This window comes from Arthrobacter sp. 10T419 (genome assembly GCF_056394105.1).
Window position 1 is genome coordinate 145892 of record NZ_JBFTHF010000003.1, and the last position, 22710, is coordinate 168601.

The following is a 22710-nucleotide window of genomic DNA, read 5'->3' on the forward strand; positions in this document are numbered from 1 at the left end:
GCCGCGCAGTAGGATGCAAGTAGGCGCAGACGCCGGGTCTTGCGCGAGGAACGAGGCGGGACAACCGTGAAAATTGCGCTCCGGTATCCGCTTGTCACGGGCACGGTCGCCGCCCTCCTGGCGGTGATACTGCTGCTTGCCTCCGGCCAGGAAGCTATCGCGCGGATCGCCGCCAGCATCTATGCGCTGGCTGTGGCGGCCTACCTCGCCGTCGGCATGGTCCGCCGCCTGGTCGGCGGCCAGTGGGGCATCGACATCCTGGCCGTAACCGCCATTGTCAGCACCGTACTGGTGGGCGAATTCGTCGCCTCGATGATCATCGTGCTCATGATGGCCGGCGGCACCGCCCTTGAGGACTACGCCGCCGGCCGTGCCAAGAAGGAACTGACGTCCCTGCTGGAGCGCGTCCCGCAGACAGCCCACCGGGAACGCAACGGCGGTGCCGCCGGAAGCCACGCCGCCGAAACCGACAGCCAGCATGAGGACGTGGCGGCCACCGACGTCGAAGTCGGCGACATCCTGCTGGTGCGGCCCGGCGAAGTGGTGCCGCTTGACGGAGTGCTGCTTTCCGAGTCCGGAACGTTTGATGAATCCTCGCTGACCGGGGAGAGCCTGCCGGTGGAGCGTGCCGCCGGCGAGGGCCTGATGAGCGGGTCGTTGAACGGCCAAGCGGCCATCCGGATGCAGGTCACGGCGCTGATGGAGGACTCGCAGTACAGCCGCATCGTCGCGCTGGTGAAAGAAGCGGCCGACAGCAAGGCACCCATGGTCCGCCTGGCCGACCGCTACGCCGTCCCGTTCACCGCCCTCGCCTACGTTCTCGGGGCGATCGGCTGGATCGTCAGCGGCAGCCCGGTCCGGTTCGCGGAGGTGCTGGTGGTGGCCACGCCGTGTCCCCTGCTGATCGCCGCCCCCGTGGCGTTCCTGGGCGGCATGAGCCGTGCCGCGCGTGGCGGCATCATCGTCAAGTATGCCGGGGTTCTCGAGCAGCTGAGCCGGATCAAAACGGTGGCCTTCGACAAGACCGGCACCCTGACCTACGGCCGCCCCTCCCTGGTGGGCATCCGGACCGCGGGGTCCTTTACCGAGGACCGGGTCCTCGGGCTCGCGGCCTCCGCCGAGCAATATTCTTCCCACGTGCTCGCCGCCTCGGTGATGGACGCGGCACGGTCCCGTGGCTTGGTTTTCGAGTCCGCCACGGAGGCCACCGAATTCGCCACGCACGGCGTCCGGGCGCGCTTCGACGGCCGGGACGTCGTCGTCGGCAAGCCAAATTTCGTGTCGGAATCGGCCGCCGGTGTCGTGGAAACCGAGCTGGCCAGCGGCGAGCTCGCCATCTACGTGGGTGTGGCCGGGGAGTTCGCCGGGGCCCTGGTGATGAGCGACCCGATCCGCGGGGAAACCCGCCGCACCGTGGCCGAACTCCGGGAACTCGGCGCCACCCGGACGGTCATGCTCACCGGCGACGCCCTCGCCACCGCCGAGCACATCGCGGCAGAGGCCGGGCTGACCGATGTCCGCGCCGAGTGCCTGCCGCCGGACAAGGTGGAGGCCGTGCGCTCTCTGCCCCGCCGTCCGGTCATGATGGTGGGCGACGGCGTCAACGACGCCCCCGTCCTGGCCGTCGCCGACGTCGGGATCGCGATGGGCGCGCGGGGTTCGACGGCGGCCGGCGAGTCCGCCGACGTCGTGATCATCCTGGACGACCTGTCCAAGGTGGCCTCGGCCGTGCGGATCGGCCAGCGCACCGTGAAGGTGGCGCTGCAGAGCATCTGGATCGGCATCGCGCTGAGCGTGGCGCTGATGCTGGCTGCAGCCGCGGGCTACGTTCCGGCGATCGCCGGCGCCCTCTCCCAGGAGGTGGTGGACCTCGCCACTATCCTGAACGCGCTCCGGGCGTTGGGCTCCGGGACGCGGACCCCGCGGCCGGGCAGGCAGGCCGGCCGGCCTAGCCCGCGGACGCCAGCTTCTCGGCTTCCGCGATCCGCGGGACGGTCCTGAGGTAGCTGTCCGGGTTCAGCGAGATCGAATCGATGCCCTCGCCAACCAGGAACGCCGCGAACTCCGGGTGGTTGCTGGGGCCCTGGCCGCAGATACCGATCTTGATCCCTGCCGCGTGCGCCTTCCGGATCGCCTCGCTGATCATCGCCATGACGGCCTCGTCGCGCTCGTCGAACAGCGCCGCCAGCTGCGCCGAGTCCCGGTCCACGCCGAGGACCAGCTGGGTGAGGTCGTTCGAGCCGATCGAGAAGCCGTCGAAGCGGGTGGCGAATTTTTCAGCCAGGACCACGTTGGAGGGGATCTCGCACATCATGTAGACCTGTAGGCCGTGCTCGCCGCGGACCAGCCCGTTCTCAGCCATCACCGCCAGCACCTTGTCCGCCTCCTGCGGTGTCCGGCAGAACGGGACCATGACGATGATGTTGCTGAAGCCGATCCGCTCCCGGACCCGTTTCAGCGCCCGGCATTCGAGCGCGAAGCCTTCCCGGTACCGGTCGTCGTAGTAGCGCGAGGCACCCCGGAAGCCGAGCATCGGGTTCTCCTCGGCCTCCTCGAAGGAGGCGCCGCCGATCAGGTGCGCGTACTCGTTGGTCTTGAAATCGCTGAGCCTCACGATCACCGGGTTCGGATGGTAGGGCGCGGCGATCTTCGCGATGCCCAGCGCCAGGGCGTCCACGAAGTAGTCGCCTGGATCGGCGTAGCCGCGCGTCAGTTCCCGGATCTGCGCTGCTTCCTGCGGGTCCGCGACCCGTTCCGGGTGGACCAGCGCCATCGGATGGACCCGGATCAGGGCGCTGATGATGAACTCCATCCGGGCCAGCCCGACGCCGTCCGCGGGCAGCCGCCACCACTGGAAGGCGGCCGCGGGGCTGGCGATGTTCACCATGACTTTGGTGCGCGTCGCCGGCAGCTCGCCCAGATCCACGTCCTCGGTTTCGAACGCGAGGCTGCCGGCATAGACGCGGCCCGTATCGCCTTCGGCGCAGGACAGGGTCACGGCCTGGTCCTCGGCCAGGACACTGGTGGCGTTGCCGGTCCCGACGACGGCGGGCACCCCCAGTTCCCGGCTCACGATGGCCGCGTGGCTGGTGGGGCCGCCGTGGTCGGTGACGATCCCGGCGGCGCGCTTCATGATGGGCACCCAGTCCGGGTCGGTCATTTCGGTGACCAGGATGGCGCCGTCCCGGAACTTGTCGATGTCAGCGGCGCTCCTGATCACGCACGCCGTCCCCTGCGCGATCGAGTCGCCGATCGCCGCCCCGGTCACCAGCACCGCACCGGTTTCCAGCAGGTGGTGGAGCGTGAAGCGGGAACCGGTCTTTTGCGACTGCACCGTCTCCGGCCGGGCCTGGACCATGAAGAGCTCGCCCGTCACGCCGTCCCGGGCCCATTCCATGTCCATCGGCCGGCGGTAGTGCTCCTCGACGCTCACGGCCCAGCGGGCCAGGGTGAGGATCTCGGCGTCGGCCAGGACGAAGGACCGGCGTTCCGCTTCCGAGGTGTCGACGGTGCGGGTGCGGGCGTGGCCGCCGCGGCTGTAGACCATCTTCTGCGCCTTGGAGCCGAGGGTCTTTTCGATGATCGGGCTGGGCCTTTCCGCCAGCCCTTCCGCCGGTCCTTCCGCCGGTCCTTCCGCCGCCGCGGCCTCGCTCAGGAGCGGCTTGAAGACGAGGTACTTGTCCGGGTTGATCGTGCCCTGCACCACCGTCTCGCCGAGACCCCAGGCAGCGCTGATCACGGCAGCCCGCGGGAACCCGGAGTCTGTATCGATCGAGAACATCACTCCGGAGGCGCCGACGTCGGAGCGCACCATCCGCTGGACCCCGATCGAGAGTGCGACGTCGAGGTGGTCGAAGCCCTTGACTTCCCGGTAGCTGATGGCCCGGTCCGTGAACAGCGAGGCGTAGCACCGCCGGCAGGCGTCCATCAGTTCCCGGTCGCCGGTGACGTTCAGGAAGGTTTCCTGCTGGCCGGCGAAGCTGGCATCGGGAAGGTCCTCGGCCGTGGCGCTGCTGCGGACCGCGACCGACAGCCGCTCCAGGCCGGCGCGCTGGCCCAGATCGCGGTAGTGCGAGCGGATGGAGTCGGCGATGTCCGGCGGGAAATCGCTGGCCAGGAACAGCTCCCGGATGGCTTCCCCGGTCTCGCGCAGCGTCGCGTCCCCGGAGCGGTAGGCCAGGATCCGCGAGCGCATCGCCGGTTCGATCCCGTTCGCCGCGACGAAGGTCCGGTAGGCCGCGGCGGTGGTGGCGAAGCCGTCGGGAACCCGTACGCCCCGGGCCTTGAGGGACTGGATGAGCTCGCCCAGGGAGGCATTCTTGCCGCCGACCTGCGGGACGTCCCCCATGCCAATTTCTTCAAACCACTTCACGTGCTCGGGCATGCCGGCGCTCCTTTGGGCGTTTGTCCATCCATGGTCCGATCCTGCGGCCCGGGGCGGTGTGGGGTCAGAGGCTTTGGACCTCTTAGCCGGCGCGTTGGGCGGACCGCCCGGACGTGCCGTGCCGGGCCAGCTTGTAGAGCCAGTCCGCGACCAAGACCGCCGGAATGGCGGCGAGGGCCACGGCCAGCCCGCCGGGTGTCGGCGGGGCATGTCCCAGCAGGGCGGCGACCGGGCCAAGGAACAGGAAGACGGAGAGCAGCCCCAGCTCCGCCAGCACCGCCCAGAGCAGCAGCCGGTTGGTGAACCAGCCCAGCTGCCAGGGCGGGGAGGTGGCGCTGCGGCAGGCGAAGGCGTTGGCCAGCTGGGCCAGCACCACGGTGGTGAACGCGGCGCCGGAGGCCGCCATCAGCGCGTCCGACGGCGGCAGTGCGGCTCCGGGGCTCCAGCCGGCGCCGAAGAGAACGGCCGTGTACGCGGTCATCTCCATCAGCGCCTCTACCGGGCCCAGCAGGCCGAAGACCCGGAACATCAGGGCCCGGTCCATCAGGTGCCGGCGTTCCGGCGGGCGTTTCAGGGCCCCCTTGCTGGGCGCCTCGCTGCCGAGGGCCAGGGCCGGCAACAGGTCGGTGCCGATGTCCAGGGCGAGGATCTGCAGCACGCTCAGGGCCAGCGGGAACCGGCCGCCGGACAGGGCCCAGAACACGAACGGCGTCAGCTCGGCGACGTTGTCCGTGAGGTGGTACGTCAGGAAACGGCGGATATTCGCGTAGGTGGCGCGGCCCTGCTCCACGGCCGCGATGATCGTCGCAAAGTCGTCGTCGAGCAGCACCAGGTCCGCCGCCTCGCGGGCCACATCCGTGCCGCTGAGGCCCATCGCGACGCCGATGTCCGCCTGCTGCAGCGCAGGCCCGTCGTTGACGCCGTCACCGGTCATGGCCAGCACGTGGCCGCGGTGCTGCAGCAGCCGGGCCACCCGGAGCTTTTGTTCCGGCGTTACCCGGCTGACCACGACGCCGTCGCGGTCCAGCAACGCGGCCAGGACCTCGTCATCCTCCGGCAGGTTGTGGCCCTCCAGCACCAGCTCCGGGGAGCCGATCAGGCCGGTTTCCCGGGCAATGGCGGCGGCCGTGAAGGCGTGGTCGCCGGTGACCATACCCACCTTGATGCCAGCGTCGCGGGCCGCCTGCAGCGAGAGCCGGACCTCGGCGCGGGGCGGATCGTGCAGGCCGATCAGGCCCAGCAGCGTCAGCCCGCTCTCCACTTCGTCCGCCGTCGTGCCGTCCCGCACCGGTCCGGGCAGGCTCCGCTGCGCGACCGCGAGGACCCTGAGCCCGTGCGAGGCCATCTGGTCCACCATCTGCAGGGCACGGTCGGCGCCGCCGGCGCCGTCCACGTCGCCGTCGCCCTCACTGTCGCCGTCGCCCCGGCACAAGGGGATCACGGACTCGGGGGCCCCCTTGACGAACAGCGTCGTACCGACGATGGCGGACTCGCGCAGCCGTCGCGGATCGAAGGCGAAGCGGTGCGACGGCGTTGGCTCCGCCGGCCCGCCGCCGGGGCCGGCCAGCCGCGTGGCCAGCGCGTCGATGGCGGCCTCCATCGGATCTCCCTCGGCGATCCACTGCCCGTCGTGCGGCACCGCCCGGCCCACCGAGGCGGCACGGGCGGCGGCGCTGAGCCGCTGCCCCGCCTGGAACGCCGCCGCTCCGGCGTCCGCGCCACCCTCCCCCGTGACCTCGGCTTCCGGCGCGTAGCCGTTCCCGGTGACGCCGAGCAGCCCGGAGGGTGTCCAGACCTCGACGGCGTTCATCCGGTTCTGGGTGAGGGTTCCGGTCTTGTCCGTGCAGATGAACGTGGTGGAGCCAAGCGTCTCGACCGCCTGCAGGTTCCGCACCAGGGCCTTGCGCGCGGCCATCCGCTGGGCTCCGATGGCGAGCGAGAGGGTGACGGTGGGGAGCAGGCCCTCGGGCACCAGCGCCACCGCCACGCCGATCGCGAAGAGGAACGCATCGCGCCAGGAGATGCCCACCAGCAGCGAGAGGATGAAGAACAAGGCACCGATGCCCAGGGCCACGCCGGCGACAATCCGGACAATCCGCTGCAGTTCCAGGGCCAGCGGGCTCGGCGGCGCCTCGACCTTGCCGGTCAGTGACGCGATCTCGGCGAGCCGTGTCTGTCCCCCGGTGCTGGCCACCACTCCTTCGGCCGTGCCGATGACCAGGAAGGTTCCACCGAACACGGTGTCCCCCGCAGCCTTGCTGACCGCTTCGCTTTCGCCGGTGAGCATCGATTCGTCCACCGTGCAGCCCGCAGCCAGGGCCAGGCGGAGATCCGCCGGCACCCGATCGCCGGCAACCAGCACGACGGCGTCTCCGGGCACCAGCTCGGTGGTGTGCACTTTGACGATGCGATTGTCCCGGCGCACCGAGACCATGGCGGGCAACAATTCGCGCAGCTTGGCGGCCGCGTGCTGGGCGCGCTCCTGCTGGATGTAGGCGAATACCCCGTTCACCACGATCACCACGATGATGGCGATGCCCAGTTGCGGCATGCCGGCGACAAAGGCGAGGGCGGCCGCCACCCAGAGCATGACGGCAAAAAAGTGGGTCAGTTCTGCCAGCAGCCGCCGCCAGCCCGGCACGGCACGGACCTCGGGCAGCCGGTTTGCCCCGGCACGCTCCAGCCGCAGGGCAGCCTCCGCCGAGCTCAGTCCGGAGATCCCGGGCAGCGGCCCGGCCGCGGCAGGGTTCACCGTCCGCCGCCCGTCATGCGCAGCACCTAACGCCAGCACTGCCCAGGTGCATCATGCCTCCGAGGATGCTCCGGCGCCGCACCCCTGGTTAGGGCCAAAGGTCACCGGGCGCCGGCGCGCGGCTACGCTGCCCCGGAACGGCTTCGGTTGCCGGGCCCGCCCTCAGCTGCCAGTGGCGGCAGGCGGCCGCTGCCGTCCCAGCGAACGCAGGTACGTCCCGAAGCCGTGGGGCGCCCGCGCGTGGGTCCGGCCGGAGGTCAGCACCCGCATGCTGTCCGTTGCGAGGACGGTGAAGGCGAGGCTGCGCAGGCTCTGGACCAGGGTGCGGTCCTCGTGCGTTTCCAGGTGCGAGAACCCGCCCGCGGCCAGGTAGGCCGAGGCCCGGACGCCGAAGTTGGCGCCGTAGATGTGCGGGTGGTTTTCCTCGAAGGGGTGGCGGTCCAGCCAGCGGCGCAACAGTTCCGGGTCCATCCCCACCGGGTCCGGTTCCACCGAGCCGAGCACCGCGTCGGCACCGGCTTCGGCGAATTCGAGCTGCCGCACCAGCCAGTTCACCGGGACCTGCGAATCGGCGTCGGTGTTGGCCACCCAGGTCCGTCCCGGCCAGGGAAGCGGTTCGGAACGCTGGCCGGGGGCGCGCCGTTGCGGGCCGAGCACGGCGGCGCGGACGCCTGCCGCCCGGCTCGCGCCAGCGCTGCGCAGCCGGACGTCGAGCGCGCCGAAGCGCGGGTCGGCGTCGACGTAACCTGCGGTGATCTCGGCGGAGCGGTCGGTGCAGCTGTCCAGGACCACTGTCACCCGGACGGCGACGCCGGGCCGCTGCCGCTGCAGCTCGTCGGCGGCGCGCTGCACTGCCCGCAGCGCCCGGTCCAAGTGCTGTTCCTCGTTGTGGGCCGGCATCACGACGGCGACGGCGTCGATGCCGGGGCGTCGTTGCGGGGGCCTGGCCGGGGCCGCCACGTTGCTCACGCGAGCGGCTCCGGGGCGCGGAAGACTTCCAGCACGAAGTCGCGCTCCCGGTAGAGGCCGGCGTCGGCCCAGCGAAGTTGCCGGCGGGCTGCTGCGTGGACGGTGTCGCCGTCGAGCTCCCAGCCCTCGATCGGGTGCCGCCAGTGGCAGAGCGCCAGGGTGCCGCCGGGCAGCAGCGTGGCCTCGACCCGTTCGAACAGGGCCGCCAGCTCCTCCGGCGAGAGGTAGTAGCCCACCTCCGACACCACGATCAGATCAAACGCGCCCTCCGGCCAGTCCTGCGGCACCGTCAGGTGGCGGGTCCGCGCGGCCGGCAGGTGCGCGAGCCGCCGGGCGGCGTGGGCCAGTGCCGCGCTGCTCGCGTCGACGGCCAGGAAGCTGCCGCAGCGTTCGGCGAGTTCGACGCTGAGGGTGCCGATCGAGCAGCCGATTTCCAGGCCGGCGGAGTAGCTCCGGCCGGGGAGCGCCGCGAGCGTCAGCGCGCGCTTGCGGTGTTCGTACCAGCTGGTGGTGTACTCCCAGGGGTCCTCGCTCCGGGCGTGGACGGTGTCAAAGAGGCCCTCCGCGTCCGCCGCGGCGTAGGCGGAGGGCGCGACTGCGGCGTGTGCCGCCGTGCCGGCCGGTGGGACAGCCGGAGTGCCGGGCCGTTGCCAGGCGAAGGTCTCCCAGTGCCGGGAAAAATGCTGCAGGAAGGCCGGCGGGAGCAGCACTTCGTCCCCCGGCTGGTCCGAGAGCGCCCGGACCTGCGAGGTGTGCGCCGCCATGGCCTGCGCCTTGGCCTGCTCCTCGGCCGGGGTCAGCGGGAGCCGCAGCCAGGACTGCCAGGCCGGGTCCTCGGGGCCGGCCCAGAGCCAGTACCAGACCGGGTACTCCAGCAGCCCGTAGCCGGAGGCGGCTGCCGCTTCCGCGGCGGCGGAGCCCAGGGCGTCGTGGTCGGTATGGCCGTCGTTCCGGTAGGGCGCCACCAGGACGACGCGGTCCGCGGGCCGGCCGGTGGCAGCCGCGGCCTCGCGGATCGCGGCGAGGACCTGGTCCCGGTGGCCCGCGAGTTTCCCGTCCGGCAGCCCGAGGTACTGCCAGCCGGCGTCCGGGACGAGCCGCCCGAGGGCGCCGGCGAATTCGCGCAGCCGCAGGTCGGCAAGCTGTTTGGGTGTGGTGCTGGGCGAATCGGGGTGGGAGGCCTCCCCTGCCGTGCACAGCAGCACCCGCACCTCCGCGCCGAGGCCGTGCAGCCGGGCCATCAGGCCGCCGGCGCCCAGGGATTCGTCGTCGGGGTGGGCGGCCAGGACGATGAATGCCCTGCCAGCCAGCTCCCCGGCGTCGAGCGGGAGCTCCGGCAGGGCGGCGGCGCCGCTGCGGGCCCAGTCTTCTTCGTTGGTCCCGGCGTCGTTGTGCGTGAAGCTCACCATGGGTGGTCCCCCTTGAACGTCAGGGCGCCGAGCTGGGCGTCGTCGCGCATGGCGTGGTGCTGCCGGATGTAGAGCGAGAGGTCGGCCATGCGTTTGCCGTAGCGTGCGTCGAAGGCCAGCGGGGCGGGCCCGAGGTTTTGGCTCACCAGCGACTGAATGCGTGCGACGGCGGCGGCCACGCTGCCGCGGACGCGCAGCGCCTCGCTCCACGCGCCGGCGCCGGAGAGCTCCCCGGCGTCGATCCGGGCCGCGGTCCGGGCGAGGTACTGGGTGAGCCCGGTCAGCGTGCGGTCGATTTCGCCGAGGTGGGCGAGGGCGAGCTGGTCCGGTTCGCGGCCGCCGTCGGCCGCTTGTTTCAGGGACTCAACATAGTTGCGGGCCACGGCGACGGCGCCGCCGAACCAGCAGGCGGCGACCCCCATGCCGCCCCAGGCGAACCCGGGACGCTGGTAGTACCAGCCGGCCGGGCCGAGCGGTATGGCCGGCACGGCGTCGAAGTGCACGGTGCCGCTGGGGACCTCGCGCAGGCCCAGGCTGGTCCATTCCGGGTCCGCGAAGCCGACCCCGGCGGCGTGCAGGTCGACGGCGAAGGCGGCGCGGCCGCCGCCGTCGAGGTGCGCGGTCAGCACCGCGTGGTCGAGCTGCGCGGCGATGGAGCACCACGGTTTCGAGCCGGTCAGCACGACGGCGCCGCCGGCGTCCTTGGCTTCCAGCTTCAGCCCGGGGGCCTCGGCGGCGAAAACGCCCCAGGTGCCGTCGAAGGGGAGATCGGCGGGGGCATCATCGAAATCCGCCGCAGCGGCCTGGGCGAGGATCGCGGCGGCGTCGAGGTGGGGTTCCAGGATCCGTCCGGCGGCGACGTCGACGGCGGTGACCGACGCGAGGATCTCCCACAGCAACGCGGTGTTGCCCGCCCCGGGCTTCGGGGCGCACTCCCCCGCGTCCTTGGCGAGTGCCAGCAGGGCCGGGACGTCCCCGACGCCCGCCTCGGCGGCGTCCAGCAGCGGTGAGATCCCGGCCAGCTCGCCCGTCGTGGAGCTGATCCGCACGGCCTTGGGAGGGCGGGCTTCCTGGGTCGCGTTCATTGCCTGGTCCGTGTCCTTTGCGATGTGCGCCTGGTGTTGTCCGTGCCTGTAGCGGCCGGTCGAAGCCGCCGCTGGGTAAATCTAAGCATACTTAGCACTTCGCCCGGTCCTCGCCCGCCGGACCGGGACGCCGCACCGGGCCGCCGTAGCGCACACCATCCCGCACTACCGCACGCGGGCGAGCGCGAAGCCGTCCCAGCCCTTGGAGCCCACAGTCTGGATCACGGTGGCGTCCAGCCGCGGGTCCTCGCCCATCATCTCCAGCGCCGCGACGATCCCCGGGGCGTTGACGGGATCCAGGGCCGGTTCCAGCACCGCGCCCTCCCACACCACGTTGTCCATCACCACCGTGGTGCCGGGCCGGCCAAGCCTGACGGCCCAGTCCAGGTATTGCGGGTTGTGTTCCTTGTCCGCGTCGATGAAGACGAAATCGAAAGGCCCGGCGCCCTCGCTTTCCAGCGCGGGCAGCGTGTCCAGGGCCGCGCCCACCCGGATTTCCACGAGGTGGCCCAACCCGGCCTGGTCGAGATTGGCGCGCGCCACCTCGGCGTGCCGGGGCAGGTATTCGCAGGTGACAAGCCGGCCGCCGTCGGGCAGGCCCTGTGCCATCCAAATGGTGCTGAACCCGGCCAGCGTGCCGATCTCCAGCACCCGGCGGGCGCCGGAGAGCTGGACCAGCAGCTTCAGCAGCTTGCCGGCGTTCGGGGCGACCTCGATGGGCGGCATCCCGGCGTCGAGGGCGGCGGCCACCGCGTGCCTGAGCGAGTCATCGGGACGGACTACAACGCCAGAGAGGTACTCCTCGACGGCGATCCAGCGGGAGGTGGGCTGATGCTCGATCATGCGGCCCAGTCTTTCAGCTGCCCCCGCCGGTGGGTAGGGCCGGCGGCCGCCCGGCCCAGGCCCGGAGCGGCTACTCGCCCAGGGCCTTCTCCAGCCGGTCCAGTTTCCCGGTCAGTTCGCCCGTGTAGCCGGGGCGGATGTCGGCCTTGATCACGAGGGAGACGCGGCTGCCGTAGCGGCCCACGGCCTCCGTGGCCCGCTTCACGACGTCGAACACCTCATCCCATTCGCCCTCGATCGTGGTGAACATCGAGTCCGTGTGGTTCGGCAGCCCGGACTCACGGACGATCCGCACCGCCTCGGCGACGGCATGGTGGACCGAGGCGTCGTCGGCTTCGGAGCCGGCGGGAGCGCCGCTGGGACGGCCGGAGGGTGCGACAGAAAATGCAAGCAACATGGCTCCAGTCTGCCACGCGGGATCCGGCCTGCCCGGGCCCGCAATCGCGGGCCGACACGTCACAATTGGGCGTACCCGCCGGTAACAGGTTTCCTCCACCTCCGCGTTGCTACCCTGAGCAAATGAACCGGGCAGTAGACCGCAGGCCGCTCCGTGCGGATGCAGCGCGCAACGTCAACAAGATCATTGCCGCGGCCCGCCAGTGCTTCCGTGAGCACGGCCCCGAAGTCCCGCTCCAGACCATCGCCGTCACGGCCGGGGTGGGCCCCGCGACGCTGTTCCGGAACTTCGCCGACAAGGAAGAACTCGTGCTCGCCGCGCTGCACCAGCAGCTGAAACTGCGGGTGAACCCGGTCATCGAAGAAGCACTGGCCGGCAAGGACGCGGCGGAGGGCCTGTTCCGCGTCGTCGACGCGCTGATGGGGGTTGCCAGCGACGAAGCCAACCTTCTCGGCGCGGTGGCGGGCCGCCGCGGCGTGCTGACCGGCATCACCGGCGACCTGATCGAATCGGTGGCCGTGCTGCTGGGCCGCGGCCAGGGCCAGGGCACGCTGCGCAGCGACATCTCGATGACGGACATGATCCGGCTGCTGGCCATGCTGATCGGCGTGGTGGACACGATGGAGGCCGGTTCGGATGCCTGGCGCCGTCCGGTCGCCCTGGTCGAGGACGCCATCCGCGCAGAACGGCCCGATCGTCCGCTGCCACCGCAGTCGCTGGTGCCAGGGACCGCGTACGGCACCGCATTCGGCGTCGGCTTCGGCTCTACCTACGGAAACACGTACCGTTGAGCCCATGACATGGGAAACCGCTGCCGGCGTACTCGGCGGCCTCTTGCTGGTGTATGCCGCGCTGCTGGTGCTGCTCTGGGGCTACGCGCGGCGGCACCCCGAAACTGTCACAATGAAGGACGCCCTGCGGCTGCTGCCGGACCTGCTCCGGCTGATCCGGCGGCTGGTGGCCGACCCCACCGTCGCGGTGGGCGTGCGCGTCCGGCTCGCCCTGCTGCTGGCCTACCTGCTCTCGCCGATCGACCTGGTGCCCGACTTCCTGCCCGTGATCGGCTACGCGGACGACGTCGTGATCGTCGCCCTGGTGCTGCGCTCCGTGGTCGCCCGGGCCGGCGCGGAGTCCGTCGAAAGGCACTGGCCCGGGACGCCGGAGGGCCTGCAGCTGATCCTGAAACTGGCCGGCCTCGGCACCGCCCGGTGAGCAAGATTGTCGTGACCGTCGACGCCGGATGAGCGGCGGCAGCCGGAGTCCGGCTGCCGCCTTCCCGCCGACCCCTGAAACTGAACCCGTCAGTGCCCGCCCTGATCCTCCGCGGGCTTTTCCTTGACCTCGTGCAGGTGGTGCGCCTCCTGCAAATGCTGTTGCAGCTTCTCTTCGGCCTCACGGCGGCGGCGGGCCATTTCGCGCAGTTCCCGAGTGGATTCCGCGCCCGGGGAAACGAAGTGCTCATGCGGCTTGGAATGGTGCGCCTTCCCGGCGGCATCCGCTCCCGCGGCTTCCGGGGTCACCGCGTCCGCATCGCCCGGCCCGGACGCAGCGGCATTCGGAACGTCTTTTTCGGTCATCATCGAATGCTCCCATTGGGCGCCCGGCCCGGCTAGGGGCTAAAGACCGTTGAGCGCCCGACGGCAGAGCGTCAGTTCCAGCCGAGCAACCGCAGCCCGGCCGCCGCGCCGGCGCCAGCCAGGACCACCACCAGGAACGGCGCCCGCAACCACAGGGCGACGGCGGCCGCGGCCAGGGCACCGAGCCGCGCGTCCAGCGCCAGGGACTGCCCGGACGCCACTGTGTTCACGACGGTCAGGGAGGCCAGCAGCCCGATCGTCATGGTGCCGGCGATCCGGGACATCCGCGGATTGCGCAGCAGGCTGGCGGGGACAAGGTATCCCACCAGTTTCCAGGCGTACGCCAGCACGCAGGACAGCAGGAGCCAAAGCCAGAGCGTCATGAGGCCTCCCCCGGGCTGTGTCCGGAGCGACGGACAGCCTCATGCTCCTCGGCATACGGGTCGACGTCGGGTTCGAGGCCCTCGTCGCTGCGGCCGTGACTGAACCAGCCGACCACCGCCGCCACGAACGCGGCGACCAGGATGGGCACCCCGGCCGGCACGAGCGGGACGGCCAGGACGGTTGCCAGGGCGCAGACGACGGCGATCGCGACGGGTTCGCGGCCCTTGAGCCGCGGCCACAGCAGGCCGAGGAACGCCGCCACCGCGGCGCCGTCGAGCCCCCACTGCTTCGGGTCGCCAAGGGCGCTGCCGGCCAGCGCGCCGACGGCGGTGAACAGATTCCACAGCACGAAGATGCCCAGCCCCGCCGTCCAGAAACCCCGGCGCTGCTCCGCCGGGTCGGTCTGGCCGGTGCTCGTGGCCGTCGATTCGTCGATGGTCACGTGGGCGGCGGCGAACCGGCGCCAGCCCCGCGGCTGGAGCAAGGCGTTGAGCTGCATCCCGTAGATGCCGTTGCGCATGCCCAACAGGGTGGCGGCGCTCATCGCCGCGACGCCGGAGCCGCCCCCGGCCACGACGCCGATGAACGCGAACTGCGAGCCGCCGCTGAAGAGCAGCAGGCTCAGGGCCATGGTCTGCCAGAAATCGAGGCCGGAGGTGACGGACAGCGCCCCGAAGGACACCCCGTAGAGCCCGGTGGCGATGCTGATGGAGAGTCCCACCCGGACGGCCGGGGATTGCGCGAGCTTCACCGGCGCCGACGCTTCGGGACCGGCTTCGTCAGGCTCCAGGCCCAGGCGATGAGCGGTGCCTGCAGCGGCAGCCGCAGGCTGTGGATGCGGCGCTGCGCGGGCGTTCCCCCGGGTCCGAACGCCCTGCGAAGCGCGTCCAGGTGTCCGACAAGAAAGGCGGTGAACATTCCGGTGACGCAGCCGGCCGCCGCACGGCGGGTGGGCGGGATCAGGAGTCCGACGGCGGCGCCGACCTCCAGCAGACCGCTCGCCGCCACCCATTCCTCCCGGGACAGCACGGCGAGGGGTCCATTGCGCCGGCTGCCTGAGTCGTCGCGGCAGAGGAACTCCGGGACCACTGGGGTGAAGAAGTCCGGATCGCGGAAGTGTTTGGCCGCGCTGGCCAGCAGCAGCCCGCTCAGGGCGGCCGCGGAAAGTGTCTGGGTTGCCCGGGGGGACCAGCGGAAAGGCATGCAACCATGCAACCACAGCGGCGGGGCGCCCGGTAACCGGGGCCTTAACCTGCGCCGGGTGCGCTGCGCCACCCGGGCGTGGGCCGCGAAAGCAGGACCTTCCGCAGGGGTCCGGGAGCGGTGCCCGGGAGTACCTTGTTGACTATGAGCAGTGTCGTGCAGATGACCGGCGTCGTAAAGCGTTTCGGGGCCGTGACCGCCCTCGACGGCCTGGACTTCGAGGTGGCCGCCGGCGAAGTGCATGGCTTCCTGGGACCCAACGGTTCCGGCAAGTCCACCACGTTGCGGCTGCTGCTGGGCATGCTGAGGTCTAACGCCGGATCCATCCGGGTGCTGGGACTGGATCCCTGGCGCGACGTCGCGACGCTGCACCGCAGGCTGGCGTACGTTCCCGGCGACGTGGCCCTGTGGCCCAACCTGACCGGCGGCGAGGTGATCGGGCTCCTGGGCAAGCTGCAGGGCGGCCAGGACCGGGCACGGCGGGACCGTCTGCTGGAGCTTTTCGAGCTGGATCCGACCAAGAAGGCCCGCACCTATTCCAAGGGCAACCGGCAGAAGGTGGCCCTCGTTGCCGCGCTGGCCACCGACGCCGAATTGTTCCTGCTGGACGAACCCACGAGCGGACTGGACCCGCTGATGGAGGACGCCTTCCGCGGCTGCGTCCGCGAACTCCGGGCACAGGGGCGCACCGTGCTGCTGAGCAGCCACATCCTCAGCGAAGCCGAGGCGCTCTCCGACCGGGTGAGCATCATCCGCGCCGGTCGGGTGGTGGAGACCGGCCCGCTCGAGCAGTTGCGCCACCTGACCCGAACCGCCGTCACCGCCGACGTCGCCGCCGTGCCCCAGGGGCTGGAACTGCTGCCCGGCGTGCACGATGTGGTGGTGGTCAACCACCGGGTTAGCGCCCAGGTGGATCCCGCAGGGCTGGGCCCTTTCCTGCAGGCCCTTACCGCGGCCGGGCTGCGGGCGCTGACCAGCCAGCCGCCGACCTTGGAGGACCTGTTCCTGCGGCACTATGGCTCCGGGAACGGCGCAGTTAACGCTGGCGCCGGGACCGGGGCGGGCCCGCGTGACACCGGGGCCGAAGCGGTGGGTTCCGCGGCTGCGGGGCCCACCGGGCCGGGATCCGGCAATGCCTGAGACGCTGGCCGGCACCGGAACGCTGGTCCGGTTGGGGCTGCGCCGGGACCGCTGGCTGCTGCCGGTGTGGGTGCTGGGATTCGCCGTCGTTGCCTACTCGACGGCGGTGGCCGGCGCGGAACTCTACCCCGACGTCCGCAGCCGGATCGAAGCCGCCAATGCCGTGAATGCCACCGCGTCAATGGTGGCGATGTTCGGTCGCATCTACGACCCCGCCTCCCTTGGGGCGCTCTCGCTGATCAAATACACCGCGTTCATGACGGCCATCCTCGCGGTCCTCATGGTCATCCTGATCATCCGGCATACCCGGGCAGACGAGGAGGGCGGACGGCTGGAGCTGCTCGGCGGCGGCCGGCTGGGACGCGACGCCGCCCTGGCCGCCGCCCTCATGATCGGTCTGGGCGCCAGCCTGGGCGTGGGACTGCTGTCCGCCGCCGCCCTCGCCGCCGGCGGCCTGCCGGCCGCCGGGTCGCTGGCCTTCGGCCTCGGCTGGGCCGCCACCGGGATGGCCTTCAGCGCCGTGGCCGGCGTAGCCGCGCAACTGACCGCGAGCGCCCGCGCTGCCACCGGCTTGAGCGTTGGCGTCGTCGCCGTCACCTACGGCCTGCGCGCCGTCGGAGACCTTGCCGAACCGGGCCCATCGTTCCTCTCCTGGCTTTCGCCGATCGGCTGGAACCAGCAGATCCGTGCGTTCGCCGGGGACCGATGGTGGGTGCTGGCGCTGCCGGTCGCACTCTGCGTACTCCTCATCCCGGTGGCCTTTGTGCTCCGGGCACGCCGGGACCTGGGCGCGGGGCTCCGCGACGAGCGTCCCGGCCCCGCCGTCGGCTCGCTCTCCGGGGTCTGGGCTCTGGCCGTGCGCCTGCAGCACAGGGTGTGGCTGGCCTGGGCCGCGGCGTTCGTCGTCTTCGGCGTCGTCATCGGCTCGCTGGTCAGCAACGTAGCGGAGATGCTCAGTTCCCCCAACGCGCAGGACCTGATCAAACTGATCGGCGGCGCCTCCGCGCTGCGGGACGCCTTCCTGGCCGCCGAGATCAGCATCATGGGCCTGCTCGCCGCGGCCTACGGGGTGGCGTCGGTGAACCATCTGCGCAGCGAGGAGTCCGCCGGGCACACCGAAGCGCTGCTGGGGACCGCCACCACGCGCAGCCGCTGGGCAAGCAGCCACTATATCTTTGCGCTGGCCGGGGTCGCGGTGCTGATGGTGCTGGCCGGGGTCTCGATCGGTGCCGGCGCGGCAGCCGCCGTCCAGGACAGCGGGCTCGTGGGCAGCGCCACGGTCGCCTCGCTCGCGCAGATTCCCGCCGCGTGGGTGCTGACCAGCGTGGCGCTGGCGGTGTTTGGCTGGGTGCCCCGGCTGGCCGGCGCGGTCTGGGGCGTGCTGCTTGCCTTCGTGGCGCTCGGCGAGTTCGGGGTGCTCTGGAACGCTCCGGGATGGCTGATGGACCTCTCCCCGTTCCGGCACTCCCCGCTGCTGCCGGTGGGCACCGACGCGGTGCCGGCACTGCTGGGCCTGACCGCCGTCGCCGTCGGGCTCGCCGCGCTGGGTTACCTGGGCTGGCGACGGCGGGATCTGGCCGCCTAGCAGGAAGCGCCGTCAGCAGCGGGCAATGCCCTAGAGCGGGGCGAGCAGCTGGGCGCGGACCTCGGCGGGCCGGTTGGTGGTGATCTCGTGGATGCCCAGTTCACGGCAGAGGTCGACGTCGTCCGCCGAGTCCACGGTCCAGACCCGGAAGCGGCGGCCCGATTCGAGCCAGCGCCGGACGGTGCGGGAGTGTCCGCGCACGTAGCCGATGCCGGGCCCGGCCAGGCCCGCCTCGCAGTCGTCCAAAATCCGCTCCCCCTCGGTCTGCGCAGCTTTCATGACGTTGGCGAGGGCGCCGCCGGTGATCGCCCCGAGGCCGAGTTCTTCGCGGATTTCCTCCACGTTCACGTCGTCCACGAGCTGGCAGATGGCCGCGGCGGGCACGCTCTGGAGCAGGTGCTTCACCGAGTCGGGGCTGAAGCTCATGAAGGAGACCCGGATGTTGTCCAGCATCGAGGTGGTCCGGTCCCAGCCCTCGGACTCGAGGACAGCCAGGACCCGGTCCTCGAGCTTGAGCTGGTAGGGGCTGGGGTGCTTGAGTTCGATCGCCAGGCCGATCTCGCGGCCGGCCAGGCGCAGGATGTCGAGCAGTTCGGGGAGGGTCAGGAACTGCTCGGACCGGGCGCCGTACTCCTCGGGAATCCGGGCGCCCTTCCAGGAGCAGAAGTCCAGCAGCCGCAGCTCCGCCAGGGTGTGGTCCGCGACCGGGCCGGTGCCGTCCGAGGTGCGGTCCAGGTTGGCGTCGTGCAGCAGCACCGCGTGCTGGTCGCGGGTCAGGTGGATGTCGCATTCGACGCCGTCGGCGCCGTCGGCGATCGCCTGCAGGTAGGCGGCACGGGTGTGCTCGGCGAAGGCTCCGCTGGCGCCCCGGTGGGCGTAGACCAGCGGGCGGGCGGCGGCGGACTCCTCGGTATTCATGCTGACACGTTAGCGGACGTCGGTTACGGATGCGCGGCTAGGCTGGGCACATGCAGGTGAACACTGAACGACCCGCCCGTCCCGCCGTCCCCCCGGCCGGCGTCGAACACCGACTCTCCGCCGCGGACGCAGAAAAGGCCGCGGCGCTGCGGAAGATGAAGCTGCTGGCCGTGTCGCTGCTGATCGGCATGGCCGTCATTTTCGTGCTCGCCTTCGCCCTGCAGAAGCAGTACCCGTGGCTTGAGTACGTCCGGGCAGCGGCCGAGGGCGGCATGGTGGGCGCCCTCGCGGACTGGTTCGCGGTGACGGCCCTGTTCAAGTACCCGCTGGGCTTGAAGATCCCGCACACCGCGATCATCCCACGGCGCAAGGACCAGATCGGGGCGTCGCTGGGCGAATTCGTGGAGACCAACTTCCTCTCCGAACAGGTGGTGAAGGAGAAACTGGCCAGCGTTGACATTGCGCGCAAGGTCGGCGGCTGGCTGTCCGGGCCCGGCGGAGCCGAGCGGGTGGCCAAGGAAGGTGCCGCCGTGATCCGCGGCGCCTTCACGGTGCTGAACGACGACGACGTCCAAGCCGTCATCGAGGGCATGGTCCGCCGGCACCTGCTGGCGCCGCCGTGGGGACCGCCGGTGGGCCGGCTCGCCCAGCGCGTGTTCGACGACGGCCACCACCACGCTCTCGTGGACCTGCTCGTGGACCGTACGGTGGACTGGGTGCGGGACAACCACGAAACGGTCAACCGGCTGGTCACGGACCGTTCCCCCACCTGGGTGCCTACGTTCGTGGACGGGCTCGTAGGCGACAAGGTCTACGTGGAGATCCTGAAATTCACCCGGGCCGTGCAGGCCGATCCGCAACACCAGGTCCGGCTCTCCATCGACAAATACCTCAAAGAACTGGCCCAGGACCTGCAGCACGATCCGGTCATGATCGCCCGCGCCGAGGGCGTCAAAGCGCAGGTGCTGGGCGACCCGGAGGTCCGCGAACTCGCCTCCCGCACCTGGGGCACGGTCAAGGCCGCGCTGCTGGCCGCCGTCGACGATCCGCACAGCGAACTGACGGTGAAGTTCAAGGCCGCCGTGCACGACTTCGGCACCCGGCTGGTGGTCGACCCCGAGCTGGCCGGCAAGGTGAACACCTGGATCGGCGACGCCGCCGGGTACCTGGTGAACAACTACCGCTCGGACATTGCCGGCGTGATCACCGATACCGTGGCCCGCTGGGATGCCGAGGAGACCTCGCAGAAGATCGAACTCCAGGTGGGCAAGGACCTGCAGTTCATCCGGATCAACGGCACCGTGGTGGGCGCCCTCGCCGGGCTGGCCATCTTTACCGCCGCGCACTTCGTCTTCGGCTGACCCGGATGGATCCGGCACAGACACCCCGCCCGGAGGCCGCCTTCGAAACCGGCCGGTTGCTGCTGCGGCCATTGCGCGTGTCCGACGCCGCGGTCCAGCACGAGCTCTGGACCGAACGCGACCCCCGTGTCCCGCCGCATCGCCGCATCAGTCCCGACGGCCACCCCACGCTGGAGGAAATCGCCGACGGGATCCGTCGGGACGACGGGCTCCCCTTCCCGGGGCTGCTGGCGGCGGAGCAAAAAAGTTCGGGGCAGGTCATCGGCTACTGCGGGCTGATTCCCAATCGGCATGGGCAGGACGGGGAGCCGGAACTCGCGTTCGAGTTCCTTCGAAGGGTCTGGGGGCAGGGGTTGGCGACCGAGGCCTCCCGGGCCGTCCTGCAGCAGGCGCAGGCAGCCGGTTACCCCTGCATTTGGGCCACCGTCCGCGATTGGAACACCCCGTCACGCCGCGTCCTGGCCAAACTTGGCTTCGTCGAAACCGGCCGGGTGGACCTGGACGAGGTACACGGCGACTCCCTCTTCACCCGGAAGACGCTCTGAGCCCACCGGTCAGCTCGGCGGCCCGCTTGGCCGTCAGGCGTGCGCGACTGTGGCCTTGACGCGGCCATGCAGGGCGAAGACCGTGAACGCCAGCGCCGCGAGCGCCGTGACCACGAGCAGCATCAGCCCGATCGAGTAGCTGCGGGTCGCGGCGTCGTAGGTGGCTCCCATCACCAGCGGCGGGAAGTAGCCGCCCAGGCCGCCGGCGGCGCTGACCACCCCGCTGATGCTGCCGACCTTGCCGGCCGGGGCGAGCACCCCGACCCAGGCGAAGACGCCGCCGGTGCCCAGCCCCAGGGCGGCCGCCATGGCGACGAACGTCAGGCCGGCGGGCACATCGCCGTCGGGCTGCAGGTTCACCACCCAGGCGAGCACGGCGACGCCGGCGAGCGAGACCACCACCACGGGCTTGGGGCCGAACCGGTCCGCGAGCACTCCCCCGATGGGCCGGGCCAGCACGGCGGCCAGGGCGAAGCCGGCGGTACGCGCGCCGGCGGCGCTCGGGTCGAAGCTGTAGATGTCCCGCAGGTACGTCGGCAGGTAGGTCGCGAAGGACACGAATCCGCCGAATACGACGGCGTAGAGGAAACACATCTTCCAGGTGACCGGGGTTTTTGCGGCGTCGAGCAGCTTGGGCATGACCGGCGCGTCCTGGCGGCTCCACGCCGGGGACTCTTTCATCAGGAACCAGACCAGCGCGGCCATGACGGCCAGGACTCCGGCGATCAGCAGGTGCGTCGGAAAGTAACCGATCCAGGCGACCAGCCGCGGGTTCAGGAACGCGGCCAGGGCGGTGCCGCCCATCCCGGCACCAAACACCCCGGTGGCGAAGCCGCGCCGTGACGGTTCGTACCAAGCGCTGACGAAGGGGATGCCGACGGCGAACACGGTGCCGGCCACCCCGAGCAGCAGCCCGGCGCCGAGCACCAGCGCGAAGGAGCGGATGGTGCCCCCGACGGCCACCAGCAGAATCGGGACAATGGCCGCCAGCAGCACGAAGCTGAAGAGGGCGCGGCCGCCGTACTTGTCTGTCAGGGCGCCGACGACGATCCTGCCCAGCGAGCCGACGAACACCGGCATGGCGACGAGGATGCCCGTGGTGGCGGGGTTGAGCTGGAGGTTCTGGGTGTAGAAGGCCCCGAGCGTGGCCACGGAATTCCAGGCCCAGAATCCGGCCACCGAGGCCGCGGTGGCGAGCACCAGGTTGAGCGTCTGGCCTGCCGGCGCGGTTGCGGACGGGGTCGCTGCTCCGGCCACGGAGGTCTCCTTTCGGTTCGGGAAGGGTTCGGGAAGGCTTCGGGAAGCTGCGGCATAGCCGGCACCTCAGCGGTTGCGGGTGTCCCGGTCGCGGGTCCCGACGGCGGACCAGCCGCGGCGGGCGGCGGTGCCGGAGGACCGCGTGGCGGCCGCGCCGGCCCGGCTGCCGTCCCGGTCCCGGTCGCGGGAGCGGTAAACGATGTACGGCCGGAAGAGATAGTGGAACGGCGCCGTGAACGCATGGACCAGGCGGGTGAAGGGCCAGATGACGAACAGCGCCATGCCCACCAGGGTGTGCAGGTGGAAGGAGAAGGGCGCCGCCGCCATCGCCGCGATGTCGGGTTGGAAGATGAACAGCGAACGGAACCACGGCGCCACGGTCTCGCGGTAGTTGTGCCCGTGTTCGCCCTCGAAGACGCTCGCCAGGGTGGTCCAGAGCCCGAACACGATCGCGCCGGTGAGCACGACGTACATGGTTTTGTCGTTCCTGGTGGTGGCCATGAAGACCGGACCGGTGGTGCGGCGCCGGTAGATCAGCAGGATGATGCCGCCCAGGGTCCCCACCCCGGCGATGCCGCCAACCAGGAGGGCGTTGAAATGGTAGAACTCCTGGCTCATGCCCACGGCCTGGGTCCACGCCATCGGAATGACCAGGCCGAAGAAGTGCCCCGCGATCACGGCGAGCAGGCCGAAGTGGAACAACGGCGAGGCGATCCGCAGCAGCCGGGATTCGTAGAGCTGGGAGGACCGCGTGGTCCAGCCGAACTGGTCGTACTTGTAGCGCCAGATGAGGCCGCCCACCAGCACAACGACCATGACGTAGGGCAGTACGCCCCAGAGCACGATGTCCAGGGCGGAGATTTCGACGGCGGATCCGGGCTCGGCCTCGAATGCCAGCATG

Annotated in this window: 21 protein-coding genes; 7 read left to right on the forward strand and 14 right to left on the reverse strand. The window is 71.0% G+C overall.

Translation table 11 applies throughout. The features are described 5' to 3' along the window. The first annotated feature begins 66 nt into the window (after positions 1-66). Positions 67-2001, forward strand: coding sequence for a heavy metal translocating P-type ATPase (locus AC1DBD_RS06965; protein WP_476981725.1), 1935 nt, complete (start codon positions 67-69; stop codon positions 1999-2001). On the opposite strand, the gene ppsA is transcribed toward AC1DBD_RS06965, so the two are convergent. The 7 genes from ppsA to AC1DBD_RS07000 form a co-directional block, all read right to left on the reverse strand. Beyond that, entirely contained in the window at positions 1949-4384 is a 2436-nt protein-coding gene (ppsA, locus tag AC1DBD_RS06970) for a phosphoenolpyruvate synthase (RefSeq protein WP_441418022.1), read from the reverse strand. The two genes, AC1DBD_RS06965 and ppsA, sit on opposite strands and share 53 nt — an antisense overlap. A gap of 82 nt (positions 4385-4466) precedes the next feature. Continuing rightward, a complete protein-coding gene (locus tag AC1DBD_RS06975) occupies positions 4467-7136 on the reverse strand; it encodes a cation-translocating P-type ATPase (RefSeq protein WP_476981726.1) in 2670 nt (889 codons plus the stop codon). Positions 7137-7298: 162 nt separating this feature from the next. Beyond that, positions 7299-8036: a glycosyltransferase family 2 protein gene (locus AC1DBD_RS06980; protein WP_476981899.1), complete on the reverse strand. Its 738-nt coding sequence runs from the start codon at positions 8034-8036 to the stop codon at positions 7299-7301. Between the two features lie 65 nt (positions 8037-8101). Then, positions 8102-9514 (reverse strand): PIG-L family deacetylase, encoded by a 1413-nt coding sequence (locus AC1DBD_RS06985; protein WP_476981727.1) that lies wholly within the window; start codon positions 9512-9514, stop codon positions 8102-8104. Then, positions 9508-10599, reverse strand: a complete 1092-nt coding sequence (locus AC1DBD_RS06990) for a hypothetical protein (RefSeq protein WP_441418025.1) — start codon at positions 10597-10599, stop codon at positions 9508-9510. Before AC1DBD_RS06990 ends, AC1DBD_RS06985 begins: the two co-directional genes overlap by 7 nt. A 165-nt stretch (positions 10600-10764) precedes the next feature. Continuing rightward, positions 10765-11442 carry an O-methyltransferase gene (locus AC1DBD_RS06995; protein WP_476981728.1) on the reverse strand — a complete coding sequence of 226 codons (678 nt, stop codon included), beginning with the start codon at positions 11440-11442 and terminating at the stop codon, positions 10765-10767. Between the two features lie 70 nt (positions 11443-11512). After that, positions 11513-11839, reverse strand: a complete 327-nt coding sequence (locus AC1DBD_RS07000) for a thiamine-binding protein (protein ID WP_441418027.1) — start codon at positions 11837-11839, stop codon at positions 11513-11515. Between the two features lie 122 nt (positions 11840-11961). On the opposite strand from AC1DBD_RS07000, the gene AC1DBD_RS07005 reads away from it, so the two are divergent. Beyond that, positions 11962-12630 carry a TetR/AcrR family transcriptional regulator gene (locus AC1DBD_RS07005; protein WP_441418028.1) on the forward strand — a complete coding sequence of 223 codons (669 nt, stop codon included), beginning with the start codon at positions 11962-11964 and terminating at the stop codon, positions 12628-12630. A gap of 4 nt (positions 12631-12634) precedes the next feature. Further along, a complete protein-coding gene (locus AC1DBD_RS07010; RefSeq protein ID WP_476981729.1) occupies positions 12635-13051 on the forward strand; it encodes a YkvA family protein in 417 nt (138 codons plus the stop codon). A gap of 89 nt (positions 13052-13140) precedes the next feature. Here the strand turns inward: AC1DBD_RS07010 and AC1DBD_RS07015 are convergent, their stop codons facing one another. The 4 genes from AC1DBD_RS07015 to AC1DBD_RS07030 form a co-directional block, all read right to left on the reverse strand. After that, a complete protein-coding gene (locus tag AC1DBD_RS07015; RefSeq protein ID WP_476892948.1) occupies positions 13141-13419 on the reverse strand; it encodes a hypothetical protein in 279 nt (92 codons plus the stop codon). Between the two features lie 68 nt (positions 13420-13487). Beyond that, positions 13488-13799: an AzlD domain-containing protein gene (locus AC1DBD_RS07020; protein WP_441418032.1), complete on the reverse strand. Its 312-nt coding sequence runs from the start codon at positions 13797-13799 to the stop codon at positions 13488-13490. Beyond that, a complete protein-coding gene (locus AC1DBD_RS07025) occupies positions 13796-14551 on the reverse strand; it encodes an AzlC family ABC transporter permease (RefSeq protein WP_476892949.1) in 756 nt (251 codons plus the stop codon). The genes AC1DBD_RS07020 and AC1DBD_RS07025 overlap by 4 nt, the downstream gene beginning before the upstream one ends. After that, complete coding sequence (locus tag AC1DBD_RS07030; protein ID WP_476981730.1) at positions 14548-15003, reverse strand: DoxX family protein; 456 nt, start codon at positions 15001-15003, stop codon at positions 14548-14550. Before AC1DBD_RS07030 ends, AC1DBD_RS07025 begins: the two co-directional genes overlap by 4 nt. A gap of 144 nt (positions 15004-15147) precedes the next feature. On the opposite strand from AC1DBD_RS07030, the gene AC1DBD_RS07035 reads away from it, so the two are divergent. Together AC1DBD_RS07035 and AC1DBD_RS07040 are read left to right on the forward strand one after the other, a co-directional pair. Continuing rightward, the gene (locus AC1DBD_RS07035) at positions 15148-16143 is read left to right on the forward strand and encodes an ABC transporter ATP-binding protein (protein WP_476917249.1); all 996 of its coding nucleotides are present in this window, start codon (positions 15148-15150) and stop codon (positions 16141-16143) included. Beyond that, the gene (locus AC1DBD_RS07040) at positions 16136-17728 is read left to right on the forward strand and encodes an ABC transporter permease (RefSeq protein ID WP_476981731.1); all 1593 of its coding nucleotides are present in this window, start codon (positions 16136-16138) and stop codon (positions 17726-17728) included. The genes AC1DBD_RS07035 and AC1DBD_RS07040 overlap by 8 nt, the downstream gene beginning before the upstream one ends. Positions 17729-17758: 30 nt before the next feature. On the opposite strand, the gene AC1DBD_RS07045 is transcribed toward AC1DBD_RS07040, so the two are convergent. Further along, positions 17759-18646 carry a glycerophosphodiester phosphodiesterase gene (locus AC1DBD_RS07045; protein ID WP_476981732.1) on the reverse strand — a complete coding sequence of 296 codons (888 nt, stop codon included), beginning with the start codon at positions 18644-18646 and terminating at the stop codon, positions 17759-17761. Between the two features lie 50 nt (positions 18647-18696). Here AC1DBD_RS07045 and AC1DBD_RS07050 point away from each other — a divergent pair, with 50 nt between their 5' ends. Both AC1DBD_RS07050 and AC1DBD_RS07055 read left to right on the forward strand, forming a co-directional pair. Further along, positions 18697-20007: a DUF445 domain-containing protein gene (locus AC1DBD_RS07050; protein WP_476926005.1), complete on the forward strand. Its 1311-nt coding sequence runs from the start codon at positions 18697-18699 to the stop codon at positions 20005-20007. Positions 20008-20012: 5 nt separating this feature from the next. Then, on the forward strand, positions 20013-20552 hold the full coding sequence (locus AC1DBD_RS07055) for a GNAT family N-acetyltransferase (RefSeq protein WP_476981733.1): 540 nt from the start codon (positions 20013-20015) through the stop codon (positions 20550-20552). Positions 20553-20585: 33 nt separating this feature from the next. Here AC1DBD_RS07055 and AC1DBD_RS07060 read toward each other — a convergent pair whose 3' ends face one another. Both AC1DBD_RS07060 and narI read right to left on the reverse strand, forming a co-directional pair. Next, the gene (locus tag AC1DBD_RS07060) at positions 20586-21809 is read right to left on the reverse strand and encodes an MFS transporter (RefSeq protein ID WP_476981734.1); all 1224 of its coding nucleotides are present in this window, start codon (positions 21807-21809) and stop codon (positions 20586-20588) included. 66 nt (positions 21810-21875) lie between these two features. After that, positions 21876-22709, reverse strand: a complete 834-nt coding sequence (narI, locus tag AC1DBD_RS07065) for a respiratory nitrate reductase subunit gamma (protein WP_476892957.1) — start codon at positions 22707-22709, stop codon at positions 21876-21878. Position 22710: the final 1 nt, after the last annotated feature.